The following is a 20,170-nucleotide window of genomic DNA, read 5'->3' on the forward strand; positions in this document are numbered from 1 at the left end:
TTACACAGTAGAGAGGGGAACGCTTGTGGCACAGTTGAAGGAATGGACGAAGGTCTTCCGGGCACGGAAATGGATGAAACGCGCAGAACCGGTGTTACCACTCTGGCATGGATACATCGGTTATAAATATGGGTTATTCGATGCTCTTCAATCGGGAGCGACGCAGGCGGAAGCGCAACTACGGATGCGACGTCCGCTGACACAGGAAGCGTTATCCCGCTGGTTTGAGGTTGGCGTAGCTGTCGGTCATTTAAAGAAAAAAGATTTACGTTATACGGCGACGCGTCATGTATTGCCAGAACTTTCTCAATCAGACGATCGTAGTATCGGTTTTATGTTATCTGAGATGATGGAGCTACATTTACCCGCCTTGTTCTCTTATCCACAATTCCTAGAAGAGGGGCAACAGAAAGTCTTTAATGGAGAAGAACATGGCGACATCGTTGCCGAAACGTCGGCACTTGTCGAGACCGTTGCTTTCCCGGCTGTACGTCATATCATTCGAAGTCGCAATCTGACATCACTGCTCGATATCGGCTGTGCCTATGGCGGTTATCTTCGCAAAATTCATGAGGCGTTGCCTGATTTGCGACTCGCTGGAATCGATATCGAAGAATCGGTCATTGCAGAAGCAAAACGACGAGATACGAGCGGAGAGATTGACTTCGTCGTCGGAGACATCAAAACGTTTGACGTAAAAGAAACGTATGATGGTGTCATGATGAATAATATTTTGTATTACTTCCCACAACCGGAACGTCTTGCTTTACTAAAAGGGGTACGCCGTTTTGTCAAAGATGATGGAACAGTCATTCTCGTCACTCCACTTCGTGACAGTTCACATGGTGCACCGTTCTCAGCAGCATTCAATGCCTTTATGACACTGCATGAGAATTTGTATCCATTACCAAGCCAGGAAGAATTGAAAGAAGATTTATCGAAAGCTGGGTTTGGAAATATTTCGATCACACCATTCTTAAAAGAAGGTGCTTGGTATATCGTGACTGCAAACGCCACTTCCTAAGCGAAGTCTGGCGTTTTTACAGTTGGAAGACAGTTCAAATTTGTCGCTCTTACTATGTGCTTAGTATAATAGTTGAAACGATGAGAGATAAAAAGGAGAGATTTGGGTGAAGCGACGCGTAGCAGTGATAGGAGCAGGACCAGGGGGACTTGCATGTGCCTTGTTATTAGCAGGAAAAGGAGTAGACGTCACCGTTTATGAAAAACAACCGCAAGTCGGTGGACGAACTTCTGCCGTCAAGCTAGGTGAATACACATTTGATCGAGGACCGACTTTTCTTAATATGCCGCATATTTTAGAAAACGTCTTTCACGAAGCCGGTCTACGGTTAGAAGATTATTTAGATCTAAAGGCACTTGATCCGATGTATACACTCTATTTCAAAGGTGGAACAGAACAGTTTACGATGACGACGGATCGGGACCGGATGAAAGAGACGATCGAGCGCCACTTTCCGGGAAATGGGGAAGGGTACGATCGATTCATGGCAGAGCAAGCGTTAAAGCTCGGTAAGTTGATGCCGATTCTACAGACACGTCATGACCGATTAACGGACTACTTGTCACCGCGTGTCTTAACAGCACTTCCGCGTCTCTCACTCGGGCGATCACTTTATGATGTCTTGTCCGACTATTTCACGAGCGAAGAACTGAAGTATGCCTTTACGTTCCAAGCGAAGTACTTAGGGATGTCGGCTTGGGAATGCCCAGGAGGTTTCTCCATCTTGTCTTACATGGAACATGCATACGGTGTCCATCATCCGATTGGTGGGATGCATCAGGTGCCACTTGCGATGCAACGTGCCATCGAAGAACTCGGTGGAACGGTTCAGTTAGGTACAGGCATCAAGCAATTGATCTTAAACGGCAAAGTCGTCGAAGGGGTCATCCTTGAGTCAGGTCAGCATGAGTTATTTGATGAAGTTATCGTCGGTGCTGATTTCGCACATGCGATGAATCACCTTGTACCGGAAGGAGTACTGAAAAAATGGTCCCGACCAAAAATTGATCGCAAAAAATTCTCGTGTTCGACGTTTATGTTGTATCTTGGCGTCAATCGGACATTCGATGCGCCACATCACACGATTTATTTTGCGGAAGACTACGAGAAAAACGTTCGCGAGATGACGCAGACTTTAGAATTATCCGATGATTTTTCATTTTATGTTCAAAATCCATCCGTTCTTGATCCGACACTAGCACCTGAAGGAAAGTCCGCCATGTATGTGTTAGTTCCGGTTCCGAACAACTACTCGGAACTCGATTGGTCGATCGAAGGACCAAAATTACGTCGACGTGTTCTGGATACGCTTGAAACGCGTTCACCGTATCAAGGGATTGAAGCGGCAATCGAAGTCGAAGAGATGTTCACGCCGGACGATTGGGAAGCGATGGGGATTCATCAAGGAGCGACGTTTAACCTTGGGCATCAGTTGACACAGATGATGTATTTCCGACCGCATAACCAGTTTGAAGAGCTGGATCACTTGTATCTTGTCGGGGGAGGCACACACCCAGGGAGCGGCTTACCAACAATCTTCGAATCCGCGCGTATTACGGCAGAACTCGTGCTCAAAAAAGAAGGGGTGCGGACATGAAAATAGGATTCGTAGGAGCAGGCGTCGGAACACTGCATGCAGCACTTTTGCTGACAGCAAGACATCCGGGAGTCGAGATTACGATTTTTGAAAAAGAAGCGCATGTCGGTGGTCGATTACGATCCGTCGATTTTGAATCCGGTGGACGCATCGATGAAGGTCCGACAATCGTCCTGATGCCAGGTAAGTTGAAAGAGCAGTTGGCAGAAGCAGGCGTGACGGGAGTAAAACTCGAACGGGTGGATCCATTGTATGACCTTCACTTCGACGACGGGACCGTCGTTACGAAAGTATCTGATGTCGTGGACCAAGCCATTGCGATCGAACGCCAATTCGGCGAAGGTCGTGGATTTTATGAATTCATGCATCAAAAAGAAAAGGATTATAAGACGAGTGTATCGAAATTTTTAGAACGTGGTTATCGTCGGAAAACGGAGCTGTTGCATCCAGAAATGATGCGTCCATTATTACAGATGCACGCTTTAGAGACAGCGCATGATCATTTGAAGCGATACTTCAAGAGTAAATATTTGCGCATGGCATACAGTTTCCCAACATTTTATATCGGAGGAAATCCGTATACGACACCATCCATCTATGGTTTGATTCCATACCGGGAACAAGCAGAAGGTGTCTGGTATGTAAAAGGCGGTTATTTCTCACTTGCTGAACGCATGTATGACACATTAGTCGAACGAGGTGTCCGGTTCGTCTTCGAGGCACCCGTTGAACGAGTCGTCGTTGACCAGGGACAGGCGAAGGAAATCGTCTTACAAGGTGGAACACATGAAGCATTCGATCAAATCGTACTAAATGGAGAGTTTCCATTAATGGAACGTCTTGTGGAAGGTAAACAACCTAAAACATATACTCCTTCAGGCGGGACGCTATTGCTGTATTTCAAGATGAAAGGGAAAGTTGACTTACCGGTGCATCGATTTTTGATGCCGAATGACTTGGAACCACTCATGACAAACATCTTTAAAAAAGGACGATTACCTGAACATCCGGCAGTCTATCTGTTCCATCCGAGTCAGATTGATCGTAGTTTAACAGGAACGGACGATAGCGTCGTCTATTCATTAATTCCTTCTCCCCGTGGCTATGGTGTGAAAGATTATGAAAAAGTAGACTTCGTCGAGACCGTACTCGAAAAAATCGAGCATCATCATCCGGGATTTCGGGAAAAGATACAAGAAATGAAGATTCGTACACCGAATGATGCACAGGCATTTGGACTATACGAAGGTGGCAGTTTTGGAATTGCTCCGACGATTCGTCAATCAGCTGCCTTAAAGACACAGGCAAAACCATATCCAGATATCGATCGACTATATGCCGTCGGTGCATCGGTGCATCCGTGTGGAGGAGTACCAGTCGTCATGATGGGCGCAACGATACTCGTAAACCGAATGGAACAAGAGATGGGGTGGAAACATGAATTCAGTGACGATCCAGAACGCGTATATCAAATGTGAGGAAGTCATTCAGTCCGGATCTAAAACGTTCTATAAAGCCTTTTCACTCTTACCAAAAGCAGATCGACAAGCTGTTTATGCGATTTATACATTTTGCCGGTTCCTTGACGATACCGTCGATGAGTCGGATACGCCGAAAGAGAGTTTACTAGCTTTCTTGAATGAATTCAAACGATTCCGCAATGGTGAAGTACTAAATAAACCGTTATGGATTGCGTTAGCAGATGTATTTGAACGTTACGAAATGGATGAGACACCCTTTCTCGAACTCGCGGAAGGTATGCGTTGGGACATCGAGAAAAATCGTTATCAGACGCTTGAGGAGACAGAGCAATACAGCTACTACGTAGCGAGTACTGTCGGTTTGATGTTGTTGCCCATCCTTGCACCGCAACAGCCTGATCTCCGTAAATCTGCTATTGATCTTGGAATCGCGATGCAACTAACGAATATATTGCGAGACGTCGGAGAAGATGCAAAACGCGGCCGCATCTACTTGCCCCATTCATGGATGGAGACATATGGTGTCACAGCGGAGTCATTACTCGCTGGTCGCCCTTCAGGAGACTTCATTGGTCTTTGGGAAGAGGTTGCACTTCGAGCAGAGCATCTGTATGATGCGGCGATTCCATCGTTTGATCGGTATCCGCGGGAGAGCAGACGCGCTTTAAAGGCAGCTGCCTTCTTATACCGTGGTATTCTCGATGCGGCACGGGATAATCATTACGACGTCTTTACGAAGCGGGCGTACGTCAGCCGTTGGCAAAAGATGAAGTTGCTCGCAACGATTTAATACAAGACCATAGAAAAAAGACCTTGGCGGGGACCAAGGTCTTTTTTCTATGGTCTGAGACCGGGGAGTCTCAGATTACTTCTACACCAGAGCGAACATCTGGACTACGAGATAGGTCTGTTTCGACCACGGGGATGGTCTTTTCTTTATCGAGCTATCTGTGGACCATTCGGATGAGACGATCTAAGGGGGAACGTCGTAAGTCATGCGAATGGACACACGATGAGTCACGTGATGAAATGGGTGGGTCCCATTTGATTTCGCTGGTTAGAAAAAGTAAGTTCTTCAACGCTCTTGACTCGGGGAAGTCACCTTGCGCTTGATTGAGGATGTGGGGTCAATCACTACCTCTTGAACTCGAAGTAATCGTATCAAATCTTAGTTGTCCGTACAAGTGATTGATATGCAATTCACATAACGTTCACAGGGTAGCGGCGACAGCAGAGACGATTCGTTCACTTGCTAATTTTCCTGAAAGCGTCACCATTGGACTACCACCACCAGGATGCGTTGATCCACCGGCAAAAAACAAATTGTGAACATTCTTTGAACGGTTGCTCGGACGGAGGAAAGACGACCGGATGCCATTGGATGACAAGCCATACAACGAGCCGTGATAAGCAAAGAAGGTTTGTTCGATATCCTGTGGTGTGACCCGTTGTTCGTAGACGACATCTGATGAAATATCAATTCCAAACGACTGCAACCGTTGATTGATCAGTTGATCATACGTATCAAAATCAATCGCATGTCCAGTATCTGTAGCAGGCGCGTTGACGAGTACAAACAGATTGTCACCCGCTTGTCCCATTTCTGGGGCTGTGACGGAAGAATTGGAGATATAGATCGTCGGTTCCTCCGCATAACGTTTTTCATCAAAAAGTGCTTTGAACTCTGCTTCGTAATCTGAAGAGAAGAAGACGTTATGATGAGCCAGTCCTTCGATTCGCCGTGAGAGACCGATGCAACGGACATAGGCAGAAATGGACGGTTCGACTTGAGCAGGCGTCGGATTTTTAAAATCAGGTCGTGCGGTTTCTGAGATCAGACGTGGATATTGTGTCAACAAATCACCGTTCATGACGACGAAGTCGACGGGTAGATACTCTAAATGATTCAATTCGATTTCCGTTGCTTGTCCGTCGACGACTTCGATCTGGGTCACCTCATCTCCAAGCCGGAAGACGACACCGAGTTCTTTTGCACGTCGAGCGAATCCTTCTGCGATTGCTGTATTGCCGCCATTCGTGAAGTAGACGCCGTCATTTAGTTCTAAATGAGCGATTAAACTGAAGGTAGCAGGTGTTTGATACGGACTGCTCCCGATATATGTCGCATAACGATCAAGTGCCTGAATTAACTCTTTATCCTTAAAGTAGTGTTTATGCAGTCCATGGAGACTTTGAAAGGGATGCACTTTTAGCATGTCACGCCAAAGGGAAGGGCGGACATATGAATCGATATTTGTGAAAAATTGTCGTTTGGCGATCGTATGCAACTTCGCGACTTCCTCTTGGTAACCGGTAATATCGTTTTTCGCCAACTGACCGTTCGTGAAACGATCTACTTCTGTTCGCATCGCTTCTCGCCCAGACGAAAAGGTTAACGTGCGTCCGTCTGAAAAGTGATTGATCGTATGGCGCTCGAGTTTCGTAAATGTAAAGTATTCATCGGGATCTGCTCCGGACTCGAGAATGACAGACTGAAAGACTTCCGGCATTGTGATCGTATTCGGTCCGAAGTCGAAGCGATGTCCTTCTGTGACGACCGGCATCATCTTGCCGCCAATATGTGCATTACGCTCGACGACAGTGACACGAAACCCTTTTGCCGCTAATGAAATGGCGGCGCTGAGTCCACCAAGACCGGCTCCGATGACAGCTATATGTTTCATACTATTGATTCCTCCTTATGAATAGGTTCGACCCTTCCATGTGATTTCCCGTTTCCTAAAGCTTCGAATCATCGCACTGGCTAGCAAGATGACATAAAGGAGTACCGCCAGTGGGTGAAGCCACCAAACATGTCGGATTTGTGCCGCACGATCGATCCGGAATCTTGCTAAGTAAAGAAGAATCAGTGCGCCACCCATCTGCCAGGATGGGTGAAGGATGAGATAAGGTAGGACACTTGCTTGAATCAAGTAAAAGAGTAGAAAGTATGATCCGACGACGTAGGAATCGTTCATCCCACGAAAGACATTCTTTAGAAAACCTTGCCAGACCTCTTCATTCGTGGCGTACATGTCGCAAGAAACAACTGGGGCGACTTCGACAAGTGTCGTTGTCCATCCATGTCGTTTAAATGTACGACAAAGCTCTAGGTCGTCTACAAGAGCCGTTCGAATGCTGTCATGTCCACCGACTTGTTCGTAAGCATGTCGTTCGACGAGGACGACCATTCCGTTCGCAGCGGCAAAAGCCGGATGTTTCACCTTGCGAAACGGAATCGGAAGATGCTGTGCGATAAGAACATGTTGTATCGGAATCAAACACTTCCCGAGAAACGTCGGTACAGGAAATGACGGAAAACCAGAAAGGAAAACGGCTCGTTCTGTTCGTAACGTTCCGTATAAGCGACAAATTGCATCAGGTGTCAGTGTCACATCAGCATCGAGAAATAAGAGATAGTCCTCTGTCGTTCGTCTCGCGAGTTGATGACACGCATGGACCTTTCCTGCCCAGCCTACTGGTAAGGGAAGACCATCAATCACCGTAAAACGATTGTCTTGACCAATCCGATCGAGCAATAACTCACGCGTCCGATCGGTCGAACGATCTTCATATAAGTAGACGTGCATACCTGATGTCAAAGCGGGTTCCAGTGCGTCTAATAATTTTCGTACATTGCGCTCCTCGTTACGTAACGGGATGCAGATTGCTAGACTATCTGGTTGAACGGCATCCGTTAATCGAGGTAAAAAAGCTAAATTGACCCATGTGTAGAGACAGACAGCTAGAGCGAGGAAAAAAAAGAACCAACTCATGACCGAAGTGCCCGTAACCAGCGCTCCGTTCGCGCAGGGAGTGGTTCCCTTCGTTTTGAGATACAGCGATACAAATCAACACGCTCTGCCATCGCATCTGCTCGTATGTCGTCATATAGTGCTGTTAGCTCTACTGTCAGACGTTTTACTTGGACACTGGATCGTTCGTCAGACAATGGATAAAAGCGACGCGTCCTTACATAGACATCCGGTTGCTGTTCATGTCCGTACGAATAGTAGAAGGCGACGAGAGACACGGTATCCGCATGACGCATTAATTGCGTTGCTCCACTTGCTAAGTGCATCGGTCGTTCTTCTTGATGCCGTTCCTCACCTTGAGGAAACATCCAGACGCTGCTGCCGTTTTGGAGTCGTGCTTTTGCATATTGAAGGCTTTTCTTGATATCAGAGAACGATGTCCGGTCGACAGAGAAAGCTCCGAGACGGGAGAAGAATGGAAAACGGGCGAGTCCTGCCTGGTCAATCATGACATAGGGGTCGTGATGGAAACAGGTTTGATCTAAATGAAAGAGAATCATACCGTCCCACCAAGAACTATGCGTAGCAAGCATGAGTCCTGGGACGGGTAAATCGTCTGCTCGATATAAGACACGGTGAAAATGACGCTGAATCAAAGCATGATCAACATACGCATGAAATACGGATTCAGCTAATTTGCTTTTGTTTGCTTCTTTCAACGATAACCCCTCGTTTCACAATGAAATAGACGATGAACGCACTTAAGCTGACCAAAGTGACGCCATAGAGACCAGCAACTCCTGCTGTTACACCGAATAAAGTGTGCAACATCAAAAAGAGATACTGATTGTTTTGTTCGAGTGCGGCATCCGTCGCTTTGACTTGATAGCGATTGATGAAAAAGGAAAAGACAAGCGCCGTTCCATACCACCCGAAGAAATTCTGTGTCGGAATATCGTAATACCAGCCACCGTCTTGCCAAAGCCAATACGATTTCACGTTAGCAGCAACAGGATCGATCGCTAAATCGAGCCAAACGGCAAACAATGGAACGAGAATCAGTGTACTATAGCGAAATGAGAACAAACGGGAGAAAGCGAGACTCGCACCCATGACCGACAACCATGCAGCCCCAATCGTAATCGGCACACCTAATAACTGGACACCGAAATCCGACTCGTAACGATATGTTCCGAACGGCCAACCGGTATGGACCCCAATCGACTCAATGATGATCGAACCAAAAAAGATAAAGAGGATGACAAGACGTCCCTTCGGTAAGACATGCCAAAAATAGAGAGCTGCGTATAAGCCGGAAGCGAATAAAAAGACGGCATTGGCCCACTCGAGCCAAGGGGGAAGCAACGAAAAACCCACTAAGATCAAGCCAATGGCGAACCAAATCGAAAAGAAAATCCAAAGAAGTTTATGAAACTGCTCCATGCGTGACATTCCTCCATTTCCAAAATAGCTTCTGTCATAAGTATACCCATATATCTTGAAAACGAGCGAGGGAGAAGCGGTCTTATAAAAAAAGTGGTTCGGCTTCTCGCAAGAGAAACCGAACCACTTCCTATCATCATCCGTTTGAATGTTGTTTTTGCTTCTTCTTTTTGATAAATGAGAAAAGGAGAAACGCGATATACAACGGAACAGCAACGAACCAAAACGTCGACCACTCATTGCTACGCGCAATCATGACATACGTCACGTACAGCAACGTAAAGGTGATGACGAACGTATGGCGCGGAACGGGAATGTCTTTAAAGCTTGGAATCTTGACACGACTGACCATCAAGAAGGCAAGACCTGTGAAGACAAGTGGGACCATCAAGTCGTTCATTCGTCCGCTAAACAACGTGACGACAGCCAAAATACCACCTGCCGCTGTAATCGGTACACCTGAAAAATAAGCAGATGCCACATTCGTTGCCGATAAATTAAACCGGGCAAGACGGAATGCGCCGAACAACGGGAACAGAGCAGAGATTAGTAAACCAACTTCTCCGAATTCGTAGAAATACGTATAGTAGGCCATCATTGCAGGTGCGACACCGAATGTCACGATATCTGCTAATGAGTCCAGTTCTTTTCCGAAGTCGCCTGCTACACCAAGCATCCGAGCAAGACGTCCGTCCAAACTATCAAGCATCATCGCGATGACGATTAGTAAGGTGGCATTTTGAAAATCACCTTTTGCTGCCATGACGATGGCTAAAAAACCACAATACAGATTTCCGAACGTAAATAGGTTGGGTATTGAATTACGAACACGATCTTTCCACAAAATGATTCCTCCTGCCACTTCATCGATACTACTCATCATACCATAATTAGGAGATGGAATTCAGCCGTTCGTAAAGAGAATCCCCTGAGTGAAAGATAAAAAATCATGAGGATTCAATCGAACTTGATGTCCACGTTTTCCAGCGGATATGATGATGAATGGTTCATGGATAGCACGATCCGATAAAAGAACCGGAAAATTCTTCTTAGCACCGATGGCAGAGACACCACCTCGAATATAGCCAGTCAGGAATTCTAACTCCTTCATCGGAACAAGCGCGACTTTTTTCGAATGCAATGCTTTAGCCGCTGCCTTTAGAGAGAGTTCTTCTTCCCCCGAAATGACGACGAAGACATATTTATTTTCGACCATTTTCAAAACAAGGGTTTTAAAAATGGTCGAAAGGGGGTAATTAATCTTTCTAGCGACGGCTTCAGCAGATAAATCATCAAGATCAACAGGATAAGTGAGGGATTCAAAGTCAATCTTAGACTGCTTCAGAAGCCTCTCGACGTTCGTTTTGCTCATGTGTTTCTCCTTTGACGAGTGAGTATTGGACCCATTTCCGTCCGTGCCAACGTTTCATGGCGAAAATGCCACGGAACCATTCGTCAGCAGAGAAGGCAATCCAGATTCCAAGTAAACCGAGACCGAAACCAAGACCAAGCGTATAACTTAGGACGACCGCGATTCCCCACATCGATAGAATACCGATGGCGACAGGGAAACGAACATCTCCTGCCGATTTAAGAGTTCCCATGAGCACGATGTTCATCGCGCGACCTGGTTCAAGAATGACGCTTGCCCAGAGTAGTGGGATACCGATTGCAATGATTTCGGGACTCGATGTGAACGCTGATAGAATCGATGAACCGAATGAAGCAAGAGCGACAGCTGAGATGAAGCTTGCGAAAACAGCGATCTTCAATGTTTTCACAGCACGTCCGTATGCTTGTTCAAATTGTTGAGCACCAACTTGGCGTGCGACGAGTAATTGAGTTCCTTGAGCGATGGCAAGCGTAAATAGGAAACAAAGCATCGTGATGTTTGATACATAAACACGAGCAGACAACGCTGCTTCACCAATTGTTGCGATGAATCCTGTGATGATGAGTTGTGAGAATTGATACGAGATCCCTTCACCAGCAGATGGGATTCCGATGTTCATGATTCGTTTCACATCCTCACGATTGAAATGAATCAAGTCTTTTACTGTAAAACGTAAAGAAAGTTTGCGGTAAACGACAAAGAACAACACAAGGACAGCGATTGTCCGGGCGATGACGATCGACCAAGCGACACCAGCAACACCGAGAACGGGAATGCCGAAGAGTCCAAGAACAGCGATGACGTTACCAAAAGCACTAACGAAATTCATGAGTAGCGTGACGTACATAGCATTTTTAGTGAATCCATGACTCCGAAGAATCGCACCCAGTGTCAGTGAGATGGCTTCTAAGAAAAGGAACAAACCAACGATCTTAATGAACGTTTCGCCATAAACGAGGGTCTCTCCTTCTAATGAGAAAAATCCAAGAAGTTGTCTTCCGAACAAGACGACGGTCAGAGAAACGATGAGACCGGTATACAAGTTAATTGCAAAAGCGGATCGAGCAGTTTGGCGAGCATTTTGTGTCTTTCTTGCACCAAGATACTGACCAATGATGATCGTTGCACCGACCGATGTGATATTGAATAAAATGATGAAGATATTCAAAATTTGATTGGATACGCCGACTGCCGCAGCAGCGCTATCCGAGTAATAACTTAAAATCAGCGTTGCAATGATTCCGAGACTCATATGCAGTGCGATTTCAATGAATAATGGCCACGTAATGTGGAATAAGCTTGGTTGCTTGACTGTTTTCATAAAATAAATCCCCTTTGTTTCATAAAACGAATAGTGTTTCTTTATCTTTTTGAAACTATACGCCTTCAATTTTCATAATGAAAGAGGGTTTTTTGTCTTTCATCGAAAAAATAGAGATTTAAAAGGATTTTCATAAAATATCACGAATACATCATAATGAACAATCATTCATTTTTAAAAGGTAGGGGAATCCGATGAAACGAGAACTGAATTATGTCGTCAAGGATCAGATTGCGACGTTAACGCTCGCTCGACCGAAACAATTGAATGCATTAACCTCGAATTTATTAGAAGAACTCGCAGACGCTTTAGAAGAAGCAAATCAAGATGAAGAAGTACGAGTCATCGTCTTGACTGGTGAAGGACGCGGTTTTTGCGCAGGACAAGATTTAAAAACTGTCTCTCCTGAGCTCGACCATGGTGAATATCTAAAGCAGTATTACCATCCTGTCGTTCGGGCAATCGCTAAATCGAAAAAACCGACGATTGCTGCCATCAATGGTGTAGCGGCAGGTGCCGGTTTATCATTGACGCTTGCCTGCGATTTCCGGCTCGTCCACGCGGAAGCGAAATTGTCGCTCGGATTCATCAATATCGGTCTTGTCCCGGATGCAGGAGCTCCGTATTTCTTACCTCGGCTAATCGGTGCAGCAAAAGCAACGGAGCTTGCGTTACTTGGTGATACGATATCAGCAGACGAAGCCGTTTCGCTCAATCTTGCGACACGAAGCATCGAATCAGAGAAATTTGGAGAAGAGGTCACAGCTTTTGCTCGTCAGCTAGCGAATCGTCCGACGAAAGTGATCGGGTACATTAAGCAGCTGCAAGCAGCGAGTTATGAAAATAATTTGGAGGAAATGCTCGCTCAAGAAATCGTCTACCAGTCACGTGCTGGAAAAACGGAAGACCATCGTCATGCTGTTGAATCCTTCATCGAAAAAAAACGCCCTGTTTTTGTCGGACGATGAATCGAAGAACATAGGAAGAACATATATAGAAGAAAGACGTCGGAAACGCACGATGCGCCGACGTCTTTTTAATTCAATTTCTTTTTGATTTTTCGTGCGGTCGCATGGGTGCGATTCGTTAATCCTGTAGAGATACGGAATAGTAAAATTCCAAGAAAAGCAGAAACAAAAATGTATATCCCAGTCAATGTCACGAATGCACCACTAGCGAGCGTGATGAAAAGTATCGAAAATTCACCACGTGGACCAAGACAGAAGCCAGATTCGATCGCATGATAATTCGATAGACCAAAGTACCTTCCGCCGAGGTAACCGACTAAGAATTTAGAGACGACTCCCCAAATGACAAGAGCGAAGAAAAATAGATCAATCGGTAATCCGTCAGTCAACTCGAATGACATTCCGAACGTGATAAAGAACAATGGTAATAATAAGTCTTGAAACGGCGTGACTAGTCGTCTAAGATAACGCGTCTCATCCAGTTCGGTTAACAGAATACCGATGATAAAGGCGCCAAGTACTTCTGACAATCCGAATAAAATACCGATACCGGAAAATAACAAGATTAACCCGATGATTCCGATGCCGGCATCAGGATGACGGTAGAGTGAATCGACGAGACGTTTCCGTCTTCGGATGAATAACGTCATGATGATTAAAGCAATGAAGAAGAAGGCGAACCCTAAAAAGATGATGCTGATTTTGGCAACCGAGAACGTCTCAGTCCCTAAAACGAACGGGGCCGTCGTCAGTAGGATCGGTGCCATCAAATCTTCGAAGACGAGTAAGGACAGCACGAAGCGATTCACATCCTGATGTTTATCCGGTTCCCGATCGAGCAGTCGAGCTGAAATCGAAGAACTCGTCGCATACAAGACACAGCCGATCAAAAACGATTCGGCGATGGAAAAACCGAACGATAAAGTCAACAGGATTGTTCCACCAAACGAAAGTAGAATATCGATGACTCCTGCTTTCCAAATGGAACGGAGCTGAATCAGCAGGTCCGCCACTGAAAATTTTAGGCCGAGTAAAAAGAACAGGACGATGATGCCCGCTTCTCCTCCGAGTTTCAGTTCTTCGGGAGGATCGTAATAAAATCCAAGGACGATTCCAATCAAGATGAAGGCCAGAATACTCGGGACGTGGAATCGTTCACTCAAGTAACTGATCGTAAACAATCCAATGAGGATGAGACCGGCGTAAAAGAAAATTTCCATGGAGGATGTCCTCCTTTCTGTACCCTATACCCTAATTCGATGGCATTCATTAACTTGTTTTTATCTTGGAGAACGGATACAGAAAAAAGCCTGTACACAAAACTTCTTTTTAGAAGGTGGGTGTACAGGCTTTTAGGTGGTTATAAGACTTGAACGATCGTTCCAGAATACGCGGGGAGAGAAACATCAAGTGTCTGCTGGTGCGTGTTCGTCAATAAATCAAGTCCTCGACCAGCTTGTGGAGCGGTCAGCGAAACAGGAACATCTGAATTGTTGAAGTAGATATAATACAATCCTTCCGGGCTCATGCGACGCATGATGATCGTATTCGTCTCATCATTCGCATGAACGAAAGAAATGTGACCTTGGTTCGCAAGCGTCTTATGCTGCTTTCGAAGCTGTAACAAGTGTCGCGTATAGGCGAATAACTCCTGATCCTGCTCCTCTGGATCCCATGGCATGCATTTCCGACAGCCTGGATCTTGATCGCCATCGAGACCGATTTCATCACCATAATAGATGACGGGACTACCCGAGAACGTCAACATCGATAACAAGAGAAGACGAAGCTTTTGTTTGTTATTGCCAGCACGCGTCAACGCACGTGGTGTATCGTGTGAACCGATTAAATTAAAGGTCACTTCATTGACATTCATCGTGTTTGAGAACAATACATGCGACATATCGTTCGCATACGAAGTTGCTTTAGTCTTATCTAAAGCAAAGAAATTCAAAGCGGCATTCGTAAATGGATAGTTCATGACGGCGTCAAACTGGTCACCGAGCAACCATTCCTGTGAGTCATGCCAAATTTCACCAAGGATATACGTGTCAGGGTTGACTTCCTTGACGACTTGACGGAAATCACGCCAAAATGCGTGATCGACCTCGTTGGCGACGTCGAGTCGCCAGCCATCGATTCCGAATTCCTCGACCCAATAGCGGGCGACATGGAGTAAGTATGACTTTACTTCATCGTTCTCGGTATTGAATTTCGGCATCTCAGGTACGAAAGCAAATGTATCGTAGTTCGGTAGCGGTTCGGTCACGAGTGGGAAATCGCGCAAGTGGAACCATTCCTTATATGTCGAATGACTACCATGTTCACGGATATCAGCAAAGGCTTTATGGTGGAAGCCAGCGTGATTAAAGACGGCATCTAGCATGATGCGAATACCATGTGCATGTAACAAATCAACCATTTCCTTGAATTTTTCTTTCGTGCCGAACTGTGGATCAATTTCTAAGTAATCGATCGTATCGTATTTATGATTCGATTTCGCCAAGAAGATCGGACAGAAGTAAATGCCAGTAATACCGAGCTCAACAAGGTAGTCGATATGATCGATGACACCTTGGAAATCTCCACCGAAGAGATTCGTCGTCGATGGTGCCGTGCTGTTCCACGGAAGTGTACCAGCAGGATCGTTCGTCGTATCACCATTTGCAAAGCGGTCCGGGAAGATTTGATACCAGACCGTATCCTGGACCCAATCCGGTGCAGTAAATACGTCGACTGCATTAAGGAAAGGAACGCAGAAATAATATCCAGTGTCATCAAGTGGTTTTTCGTCGAACCATCCACGCTCTGTAAAGATTTGGCTTGTCGCACCGTCATGGAGACGGAAACCATATCGTAGACGACGGAAGGGTGGAACGACATCAATGAACCAATAATCATATAGTTCATCAGAGCCACTACGCTTCATCGGCGTTTCGAATGTATTCCAGTAGTTTGATTTCGAGGGATCGAAGTTCCAGTCGGCGGCATCTGGGTTTTCAGTATGCCAATCATACGGATCGCCCCAAATCAAATCGACGCGATCAACGTCATTTTTTTTTGTTTGTAAACGGATGTGGATCGTTCGCTCGTCATACTTATAGACGAAGGGAGACATCGCACGGTGAAACACAGCTTCTTTGAACATGGCAGTCACTCCTTAACGCAATCGCTTGCATCGTATTGATTATATCTTCGACCTAAGAATAGTAAAGCGCTTTCTTAAAGTCAATTGCAATCCCATGAAATCAAGGATTCCTGATAAAAGTCGAGAGTATGATGCAATCGTTTGCATCATGTTGTGCAAACGATAAAAATGAAAACGTTTTCTTTTTGTTTGCTTATCCAATCTAGCATTTGATTCAAATAATGAAATCAGAAATAAAAAGTTTTTGAAATGTAAGAAAATAATTGATTAAAAGGTCTTGTCAAAAGGATTTTAGATTGTATAATAAAAATGTAAAGGTGATGCAAACGTTTTCATAAAACGCTTACAACCATTTGGTTGTTATCATGGGAAAATGGTTGTGCCTTTATGCAAACGTTGTGCATTAAAACGTATCATTCATAAGTTAACTTGGGGAGGAAATTTCAATCATGGAAATGAAAAAATTCGTAGCAGGTCTTTCTGTATCTGTCATGGCAATGGGTGCACTTGCAGCATGTGGCGGTGGATCAGATTCTGATTCTTCATCTTCAGAATCAGGCAGTAAAAAACCATCTAAAATCGTCGTCTGGGAAGATACAGACAAAGCTGAAACGACAAAAGCGGCAGCTAAAGCGTTCGAAGAAAAAGAAGGCGTGAAAGTCGAAGTCAAAGAAGTCAAAATGACGGATCAGCAAAAGAAAGTAGCACTTGATGGACCAGCAGGTAAAGGACCAGACATCATGCTTCTTCCTCACGATCAAATTGGTACAGTCGTTGACCAAGGGTTGATTGCTGAACTTAAAGACGGAGAAAAAGCACTTGAGCCGTTCCTCGATACTGCAAAATCAGCAGTAACGTTTGACGGGAAAGTCTACGGATATCCGAAAGCCATTGAAACACCAATCCTCCTTTTCAATAAAGATGAACTAAAAGAAGCACCAACTTCGATGGATGACTTATACAAACTGTCTACTGAAAAGAAAAAAGATGGTAAGTACGGATTCCTTGCTCTGTGGGACAACTTCTACTTCGCATACGGTCCAATCGGTGGATACGGTGGTTATGTCTTTAAAGACAATGGTGGCAAATTGGATCCAGCAGATATCGGCTTGAACAATAAAGGTGCCGTCGAAGGAATGGATTACATCGGTAAATGGTATAAAGAGGGTCTCTTCCCGAAAGGTCTCATCGGTGGTGGCGGTGGTCAAGCCATGGACCAACTCTTCGGTGATAAAAAAGCTGCAGCTGTCATGAACGGACCATGGGCTGTTGCAAGTTATAAGGAAAAAGGTATCAACCTTGGAGCTTCGGAACTTCCAAAACTTCCAAACGGTGAACCGATCAAAACTTTCGTTGGTGTAAAAACATACGCAATTTCAGCATACTCAGAAAATGCTGAGTGGGCTGAAAAGTTCTTGGCTTCTCTCACTGGTAAAGATAACGCGAAAGCAATGTTCGAGAAATACAACGAGATCCCACCAGTCACTGAACTTCAAGAAGATGCAACAATCAAGGACAATGAAGTCGCAGCAGCAGTCTTCGCGCAAGCGAAAAACGGTGTACCTATGCCGAACATCGCTGAAATGGGTCAAGTTTGGGAGCCGATGGCAGCAGCACTTCAACTTGTTGCAACGAACAAACAAGACGCACAAAAATCAGCAGATGATGCTGTTAAACAAATCAAGCAACAAATCGAAGCAAACAATCAATAAGCGTAAGTGGAACGCATGAATCCATGACAAAGAGATAAAGAGAGGGGGATCTTGGATTCCCCCTCATCTTTATGGTTGGAAGAGAAGCCTGAGGTCAGACATGACCTTTGGAAAGGAGAACGGACGATGGCTGCGATTGCAACACCACACCCGACGAATCCAACGCCTGAAAAAAAGACGAACCACCGCAAGATTGCGGCGCTGATGTCGATCATTCCAGGAGTAGGACAACTATACAATAAACAATTCCTTAAAGGCGCGACATTTTTTATTGTCGTACTTTCATATTTCCTCGTTAACTTTGAACTGTTCTTCAAAGGAGCCGGAAATGGTCCTGGCGATCGCGGAGCGATCTGGGGCTTGATTACACTCGGTGAGGTACCAGGCGTAAGGGGGGATCACTCGATCTTTCTAATGGTCGAGGGCATCATTGCCTTGATTTTACTTGTCTTTGGTATCGCCATTTACGTCTGGAACTTTATCGATGCGTATCGAATCGGTAAGTTACGTGACATGAACCTCGAAGTACCTTCCTTGAAGATGCAACTACGGAACTTCCGCGATAACGGGTTCCCGTACGCGATGTTGATTCCTTCACTAGTACTTTTAGTGTTCACGGTCGTCTTACCGTTGATCTTTACATTCTTGATTGCGTTTACGAACTACAAATTCAACAACTCACCACCAGCGAAGCTGGTCGACTGGATCGGCATCCAAAACTTCCTGAACATTTTCACCGTCGATATTTTCCGTGATACGTTCGTGAGCGTTCTTGGTTGGACGCTTGTCTGGACCGTCGCTTCGACGACAGGGGTCATCGCAATTGGAATTGGCCTTGCAGTCTTGCTGAATCAAAAAGGACTCAAAGGAAAACGTTTCTTCCGTTCGATCTTGATTCTTTCATGGGCAGTACCAGCGTTCATCACGATTTTGATCTTCCGCTCGATGTTCAATGAAACTTTCGGTGTTTTCAATACGACATTGTTACCAGCGATCGGTCTTGAGAATGGTCTCGACTGGATGACGGATCCGACGTATACGAAGCTTGCCTTGATTGGTATTCAGTGGTGGTTAGGATTCCCATACATCATGACGCTGACGACAGGAATCTTACAGTCGATTCCTGAAGATCTTTATGAAGCGGCGACGATTGACGGAGCAACAGCAGGCGAGAAATTCCGCCTAATCACGTTACCGATGATTCTATTTGCAACGGCACCAATCTTAATCACGCAGTATACGTTCAACTTCAATAACTTCAATATCATTTATCTCTTCAACAATGGTGGACCGGCAGTACCGGGACAATCAGCAGGTGGAACGGATATCTTGATTTCATGGATTTACAAATTATCGCTCGGCTCAAATCCGCAGTACGGATTCGCAGCAGCCATCACGCTTGTGTTGTCGTTCTTTATCATGACGATTGCCGTCATTCAGTTCAAGCGTTCAAAATCATTCAAAGATGAGGATATGATCTAATATGAGAAAACAAAACCGAATTAATATGGCGTTGTCATATCTCATTTTGACGATCGCCTCCATCATTATCGTCTATCCACTTCTTTGGGTCGTGGGTACCTCACTGAACCCAGGGAAAAGCATTACATCGGATATTTTCCCAAGTAATCCGACATTAATTCACTATTTCGATTTGTTTGATCCAGCAAAAACGGATTACGGCATGTGGTACTTGAATACGATTAAGATCGCCGTCATCACGATGGTGGTATCCGTCGCTTTGATTACGTTAACAGGATATATTTTTTCACGTTATCGCTTTGTCGGTCGGAAAAATTCACTAATCCTATTCCTCGTGTTGCAGATGGTACCGCAATTCGTTGCAATCATTGCGATTTATGTCCTGCTTAATATGTTAGAATTATTTGATACGCATCTGGCGCTTATTTTACTCTATTCAGGTGGCGCGATTCCAATGAATACGTATCTTGCCAAAGGATATTTTGATACGATTCCAAAAGAACTTGATGAGGCGGCACGGATGGATGGTGCCGGTCACTTACGAATCTTCTGGCAAATCATCTTACCGCTCGCAAAGCCGATGGTCGCCGTCATCGCGTTGTTCAACTTCATGGCTCCATTTAACGATTTCATCTTAGCATCGCTTGTGCTGCGTTCTCCTGAGAAACAGACGCTTGCGGTCGGGTTGTATAACATGGTGTCAGAGCAGTTCGACAACAACTTTACGTTATTCGCGGCAGGTGCCGTATTATCAGCAGTTCCAATCGTTCTTCTTTTCTTCGCATTCCAGCGTTTCTTCGTTTCTGGTTTGACAGCTGGTGGAACGAAAGGATAATCATAAGGGGG

Annotated in this window: 17 protein-coding genes; 8 read left to right on the top strand and 9 right to left on the bottom strand. The window is 45.2% G+C overall.

Going from position 1 to position 20,170, the window contains the following annotated elements:
- Positions 1 to 25: 25 nt before the first annotated feature.
- From Q7C19_RS00430 to Q7C19_RS00445, 4 genes are all read left to right on the top strand, one after another.
- Positions 26 to 1,024, top strand: a complete 999-nt coding sequence (locus tag Q7C19_RS00430) for a class I SAM-dependent methyltransferase (RefSeq protein ID WP_290788129.1) — start codon at positions 26 to 28, stop codon at positions 1,022 to 1,024.
- A gap of 106 nt (positions 1,025 to 1,130) precedes the next feature.
- Positions 1,131 to 2,621, top strand: a complete 1,491-nt coding sequence (locus Q7C19_RS00435) for a phytoene desaturase family protein (protein WP_035409353.1) — start codon at positions 1,131 to 1,133, stop codon at positions 2,619 to 2,621.
- On the top strand, positions 2,618 to 4,099 hold the full coding sequence (locus Q7C19_RS00440) for a phytoene desaturase family protein (RefSeq protein ID WP_035409351.1): 1,482 nt from the start codon (positions 2,618 to 2,620) through the stop codon (positions 4,097 to 4,099). Before Q7C19_RS00435 ends, Q7C19_RS00440 begins: the two co-directional genes overlap by 4 nt.
- A complete protein-coding gene (locus Q7C19_RS00445) occupies positions 4,059 to 4,892 on the top strand; it encodes a phytoene/squalene synthase family protein (RefSeq protein ID WP_056060016.1) in 834 nt (277 codons plus the stop codon). The genes Q7C19_RS00440 and Q7C19_RS00445 overlap by 41 nt, the downstream gene beginning before the upstream one ends.
- A 421-nt stretch (positions 4,893 to 5,313) precedes the next feature.
- On the opposite strand, the gene Q7C19_RS00450 is transcribed toward Q7C19_RS00445, so the two are convergent.
- The 7 genes from Q7C19_RS00450 to Q7C19_RS00480 form a co-directional block, all read right to left on the bottom strand.
- A complete protein-coding gene (locus Q7C19_RS00450; protein ID WP_375091406.1) occupies positions 5,314 to 6,786 on the bottom strand; it encodes a phytoene desaturase family protein in 1,473 nt (490 codons plus the stop codon).
- A gap of 15 nt (positions 6,787 to 6,801) precedes the next feature.
- A complete protein-coding gene (locus Q7C19_RS00455; protein ID WP_056060018.1) occupies positions 6,802 to 7,878 on the bottom strand; it encodes a glycosyltransferase family 2 protein in 1,077 nt (358 codons plus the stop codon).
- Complete coding sequence (locus tag Q7C19_RS00460) at positions 7,875 to 8,576, bottom strand: lysophospholipid acyltransferase family protein (RefSeq protein ID WP_290748686.1); 702 nt, start codon at positions 8,574 to 8,576, stop codon at positions 7,875 to 7,877. Before Q7C19_RS00460 ends, Q7C19_RS00455 begins: the two co-directional genes overlap by 4 nt.
- Complete coding sequence (locus tag Q7C19_RS00465; protein WP_375091407.1) at positions 8,545 to 9,300, bottom strand: carotenoid biosynthesis protein; 756 nt, start codon at positions 9,298 to 9,300, stop codon at positions 8,545 to 8,547. The genes Q7C19_RS00460 and Q7C19_RS00465 overlap by 32 nt, the downstream gene beginning before the upstream one ends.
- Before the next feature lie 136 nt (positions 9,301 to 9,436).
- A complete protein-coding gene (gene pssA / locus Q7C19_RS00470; protein WP_174316042.1) occupies positions 9,437 to 10,183 on the bottom strand; it encodes a CDP-diacylglycerol--serine O-phosphatidyltransferase in 747 nt (248 codons plus the stop codon).
- 21 nt (positions 10,184 to 10,204) lie between these two features.
- Complete coding sequence (locus Q7C19_RS00475; RefSeq protein WP_035409337.1) at positions 10,205 to 10,672, bottom strand: aminoacyl-tRNA deacylase; 468 nt, start codon at positions 10,670 to 10,672, stop codon at positions 10,205 to 10,207.
- Entirely contained in the window at positions 10,632 to 12,014 is a 1,383-nt protein-coding gene (locus tag Q7C19_RS00480; protein ID WP_035398439.1) for an MATE family efflux transporter, read from the bottom strand. Before Q7C19_RS00480 ends, Q7C19_RS00475 begins: the two co-directional genes overlap by 41 nt.
- A gap of 194 nt (positions 12,015 to 12,208) precedes the next feature.
- On the opposite strand from Q7C19_RS00480, the gene Q7C19_RS00485 reads away from it, so the two are divergent.
- A complete protein-coding gene (locus Q7C19_RS00485) occupies positions 12,209 to 12,982 on the top strand; it encodes an enoyl-CoA hydratase/isomerase family protein (RefSeq protein WP_035409335.1) in 774 nt (257 codons plus the stop codon).
- Between the two features lie 68 nt (positions 12,983 to 13,050).
- On the opposite strand, the gene Q7C19_RS00490 is transcribed toward Q7C19_RS00485, so the two are convergent.
- Positions 13,051 to 14,202, bottom strand: coding sequence for a cation:proton antiporter (locus Q7C19_RS00490; protein WP_375091408.1), 1,152 nt, complete (start codon positions 14,200 to 14,202; stop codon positions 13,051 to 13,053).
- A 140-nt stretch (positions 14,203 to 14,342) separates the two neighbouring features.
- Entirely contained in the window at positions 14,343 to 16,130 is a 1,788-nt protein-coding gene (locus Q7C19_RS00495) for a glycoside hydrolase family 13 protein (RefSeq protein WP_290786531.1), read from the bottom strand.
- Positions 16,131 to 16,585: 455 nt separating this feature from the next.
- Between Q7C19_RS00495 and Q7C19_RS00500 the strand changes: the two genes are divergently transcribed.
- From Q7C19_RS00500 to Q7C19_RS00510, 3 genes are all read left to right on the top strand, one after another.
- Entirely contained in the window at positions 16,586 to 17,842 is a 1,257-nt protein-coding gene (locus Q7C19_RS00500) for an extracellular solute-binding protein (protein WP_035409778.1), read from the top strand.
- 126 nt (positions 17,843 to 17,968) lie between these two features.
- Complete coding sequence (locus Q7C19_RS00505) at positions 17,969 to 19,324, top strand: carbohydrate ABC transporter permease (RefSeq protein ID WP_035409329.1); 1,356 nt, start codon at positions 17,969 to 17,971, stop codon at positions 19,322 to 19,324.
- Position 19,325: 1 nt separating this feature from the next.
- Positions 19,326 to 20,159, top strand: coding sequence for a sugar ABC transporter permease (locus Q7C19_RS00510; protein WP_035409327.1), 834 nt, complete (start codon positions 19,326 to 19,328; stop codon positions 20,157 to 20,159).
- Positions 20,160 to 20,170 lie beyond the last annotated feature (11 nt).

It is taken from the genome of Exiguobacterium sp. PHA03 (assembly GCF_041945985.1).
Lineage (GTDB): Bacteria > Bacillota > Bacilli > Exiguobacteriales > Exiguobacteriaceae > Exiguobacterium_A.

Bases quoted from the DNA above. Each gene is read 5' to 3' on its own strand.
- Q7C19_RS00440 (WP_035409351.1), top strand. From the start codon at position 2,618: ATGAAAATAGGATTCGTAGGAGCAGGCGTCGGAACACTGCATGCAGCA.
- Q7C19_RS00445 (WP_056060016.1), top strand. From the start codon at position 4,059: ATGAATTCAGTGACGATCCAGAACGCGTATATCAAATGTGAGGAAGTC.
- Q7C19_RS00450 (WP_375091406.1), bottom strand. From the start codon at position 6,786: ATGAAACATATAGCTGTCATCGGAGCCGGTCTTGGTGGACTCAGCGCC.
- Q7C19_RS00455 (WP_056060018.1), bottom strand. From the start codon at position 7,878: ATGAGTTGGTTCTTTTTTTTCCTCGCTCTAGCTGTCTGTCTCTACACA.
- Q7C19_RS00465 (WP_375091407.1), bottom strand. From the start codon at position 9,300: ATGGAGCAGTTTCATAAACTTCTTTGGATTTTCTTTTCGATTTGGTTC.
- pssA (WP_174316042.1), bottom strand. From the start codon at position 10,183: ATGATGAGTAGTATCGATGAAGTGGCAGGAGGAATCATTTTGTGGAAA.
- Q7C19_RS00475 (WP_035409337.1), bottom strand. From the start codon at position 10,672: ATGAGCAAAACGAACGTCGAGAGGCTTCTGAAGCAGTCTAAGATTGAC.
- Q7C19_RS00480 (WP_035398439.1), bottom strand. From the start codon at position 12,014: ATGAAAACAGTCAAGCAACCAAGCTTATTCCACATTACGTGGCCATTA.
- Q7C19_RS00485 (WP_035409335.1), top strand. From the start codon at position 12,209: ATGAAACGAGAACTGAATTATGTCGTCAAGGATCAGATTGCGACGTTA.
- Q7C19_RS00490 (WP_375091408.1), bottom strand. From the start codon at position 14,202: ATGGAAATTTTCTTTTACGCCGGTCTCATCCTCATTGGATTGTTTACG.
- Q7C19_RS00495 (WP_290786531.1), bottom strand. From the start codon at position 16,130: ATGTTCAAAGAAGCTGTGTTTCACCGTGCGATGTCTCCCTTCGTCTAT.
- Q7C19_RS00500 (WP_035409778.1), top strand. From the start codon at position 16,586: ATGAAAAAATTCGTAGCAGGTCTTTCTGTATCTGTCATGGCAATGGGT.
- Q7C19_RS00505 (WP_035409329.1), top strand. From the start codon at position 17,969: ATGGCTGCGATTGCAACACCACACCCGACGAATCCAACGCCTGAAAAA.
- Q7C19_RS00510 (WP_035409327.1), top strand. From the start codon at position 19,326: ATGAGAAAACAAAACCGAATTAATATGGCGTTGTCATATCTCATTTTG.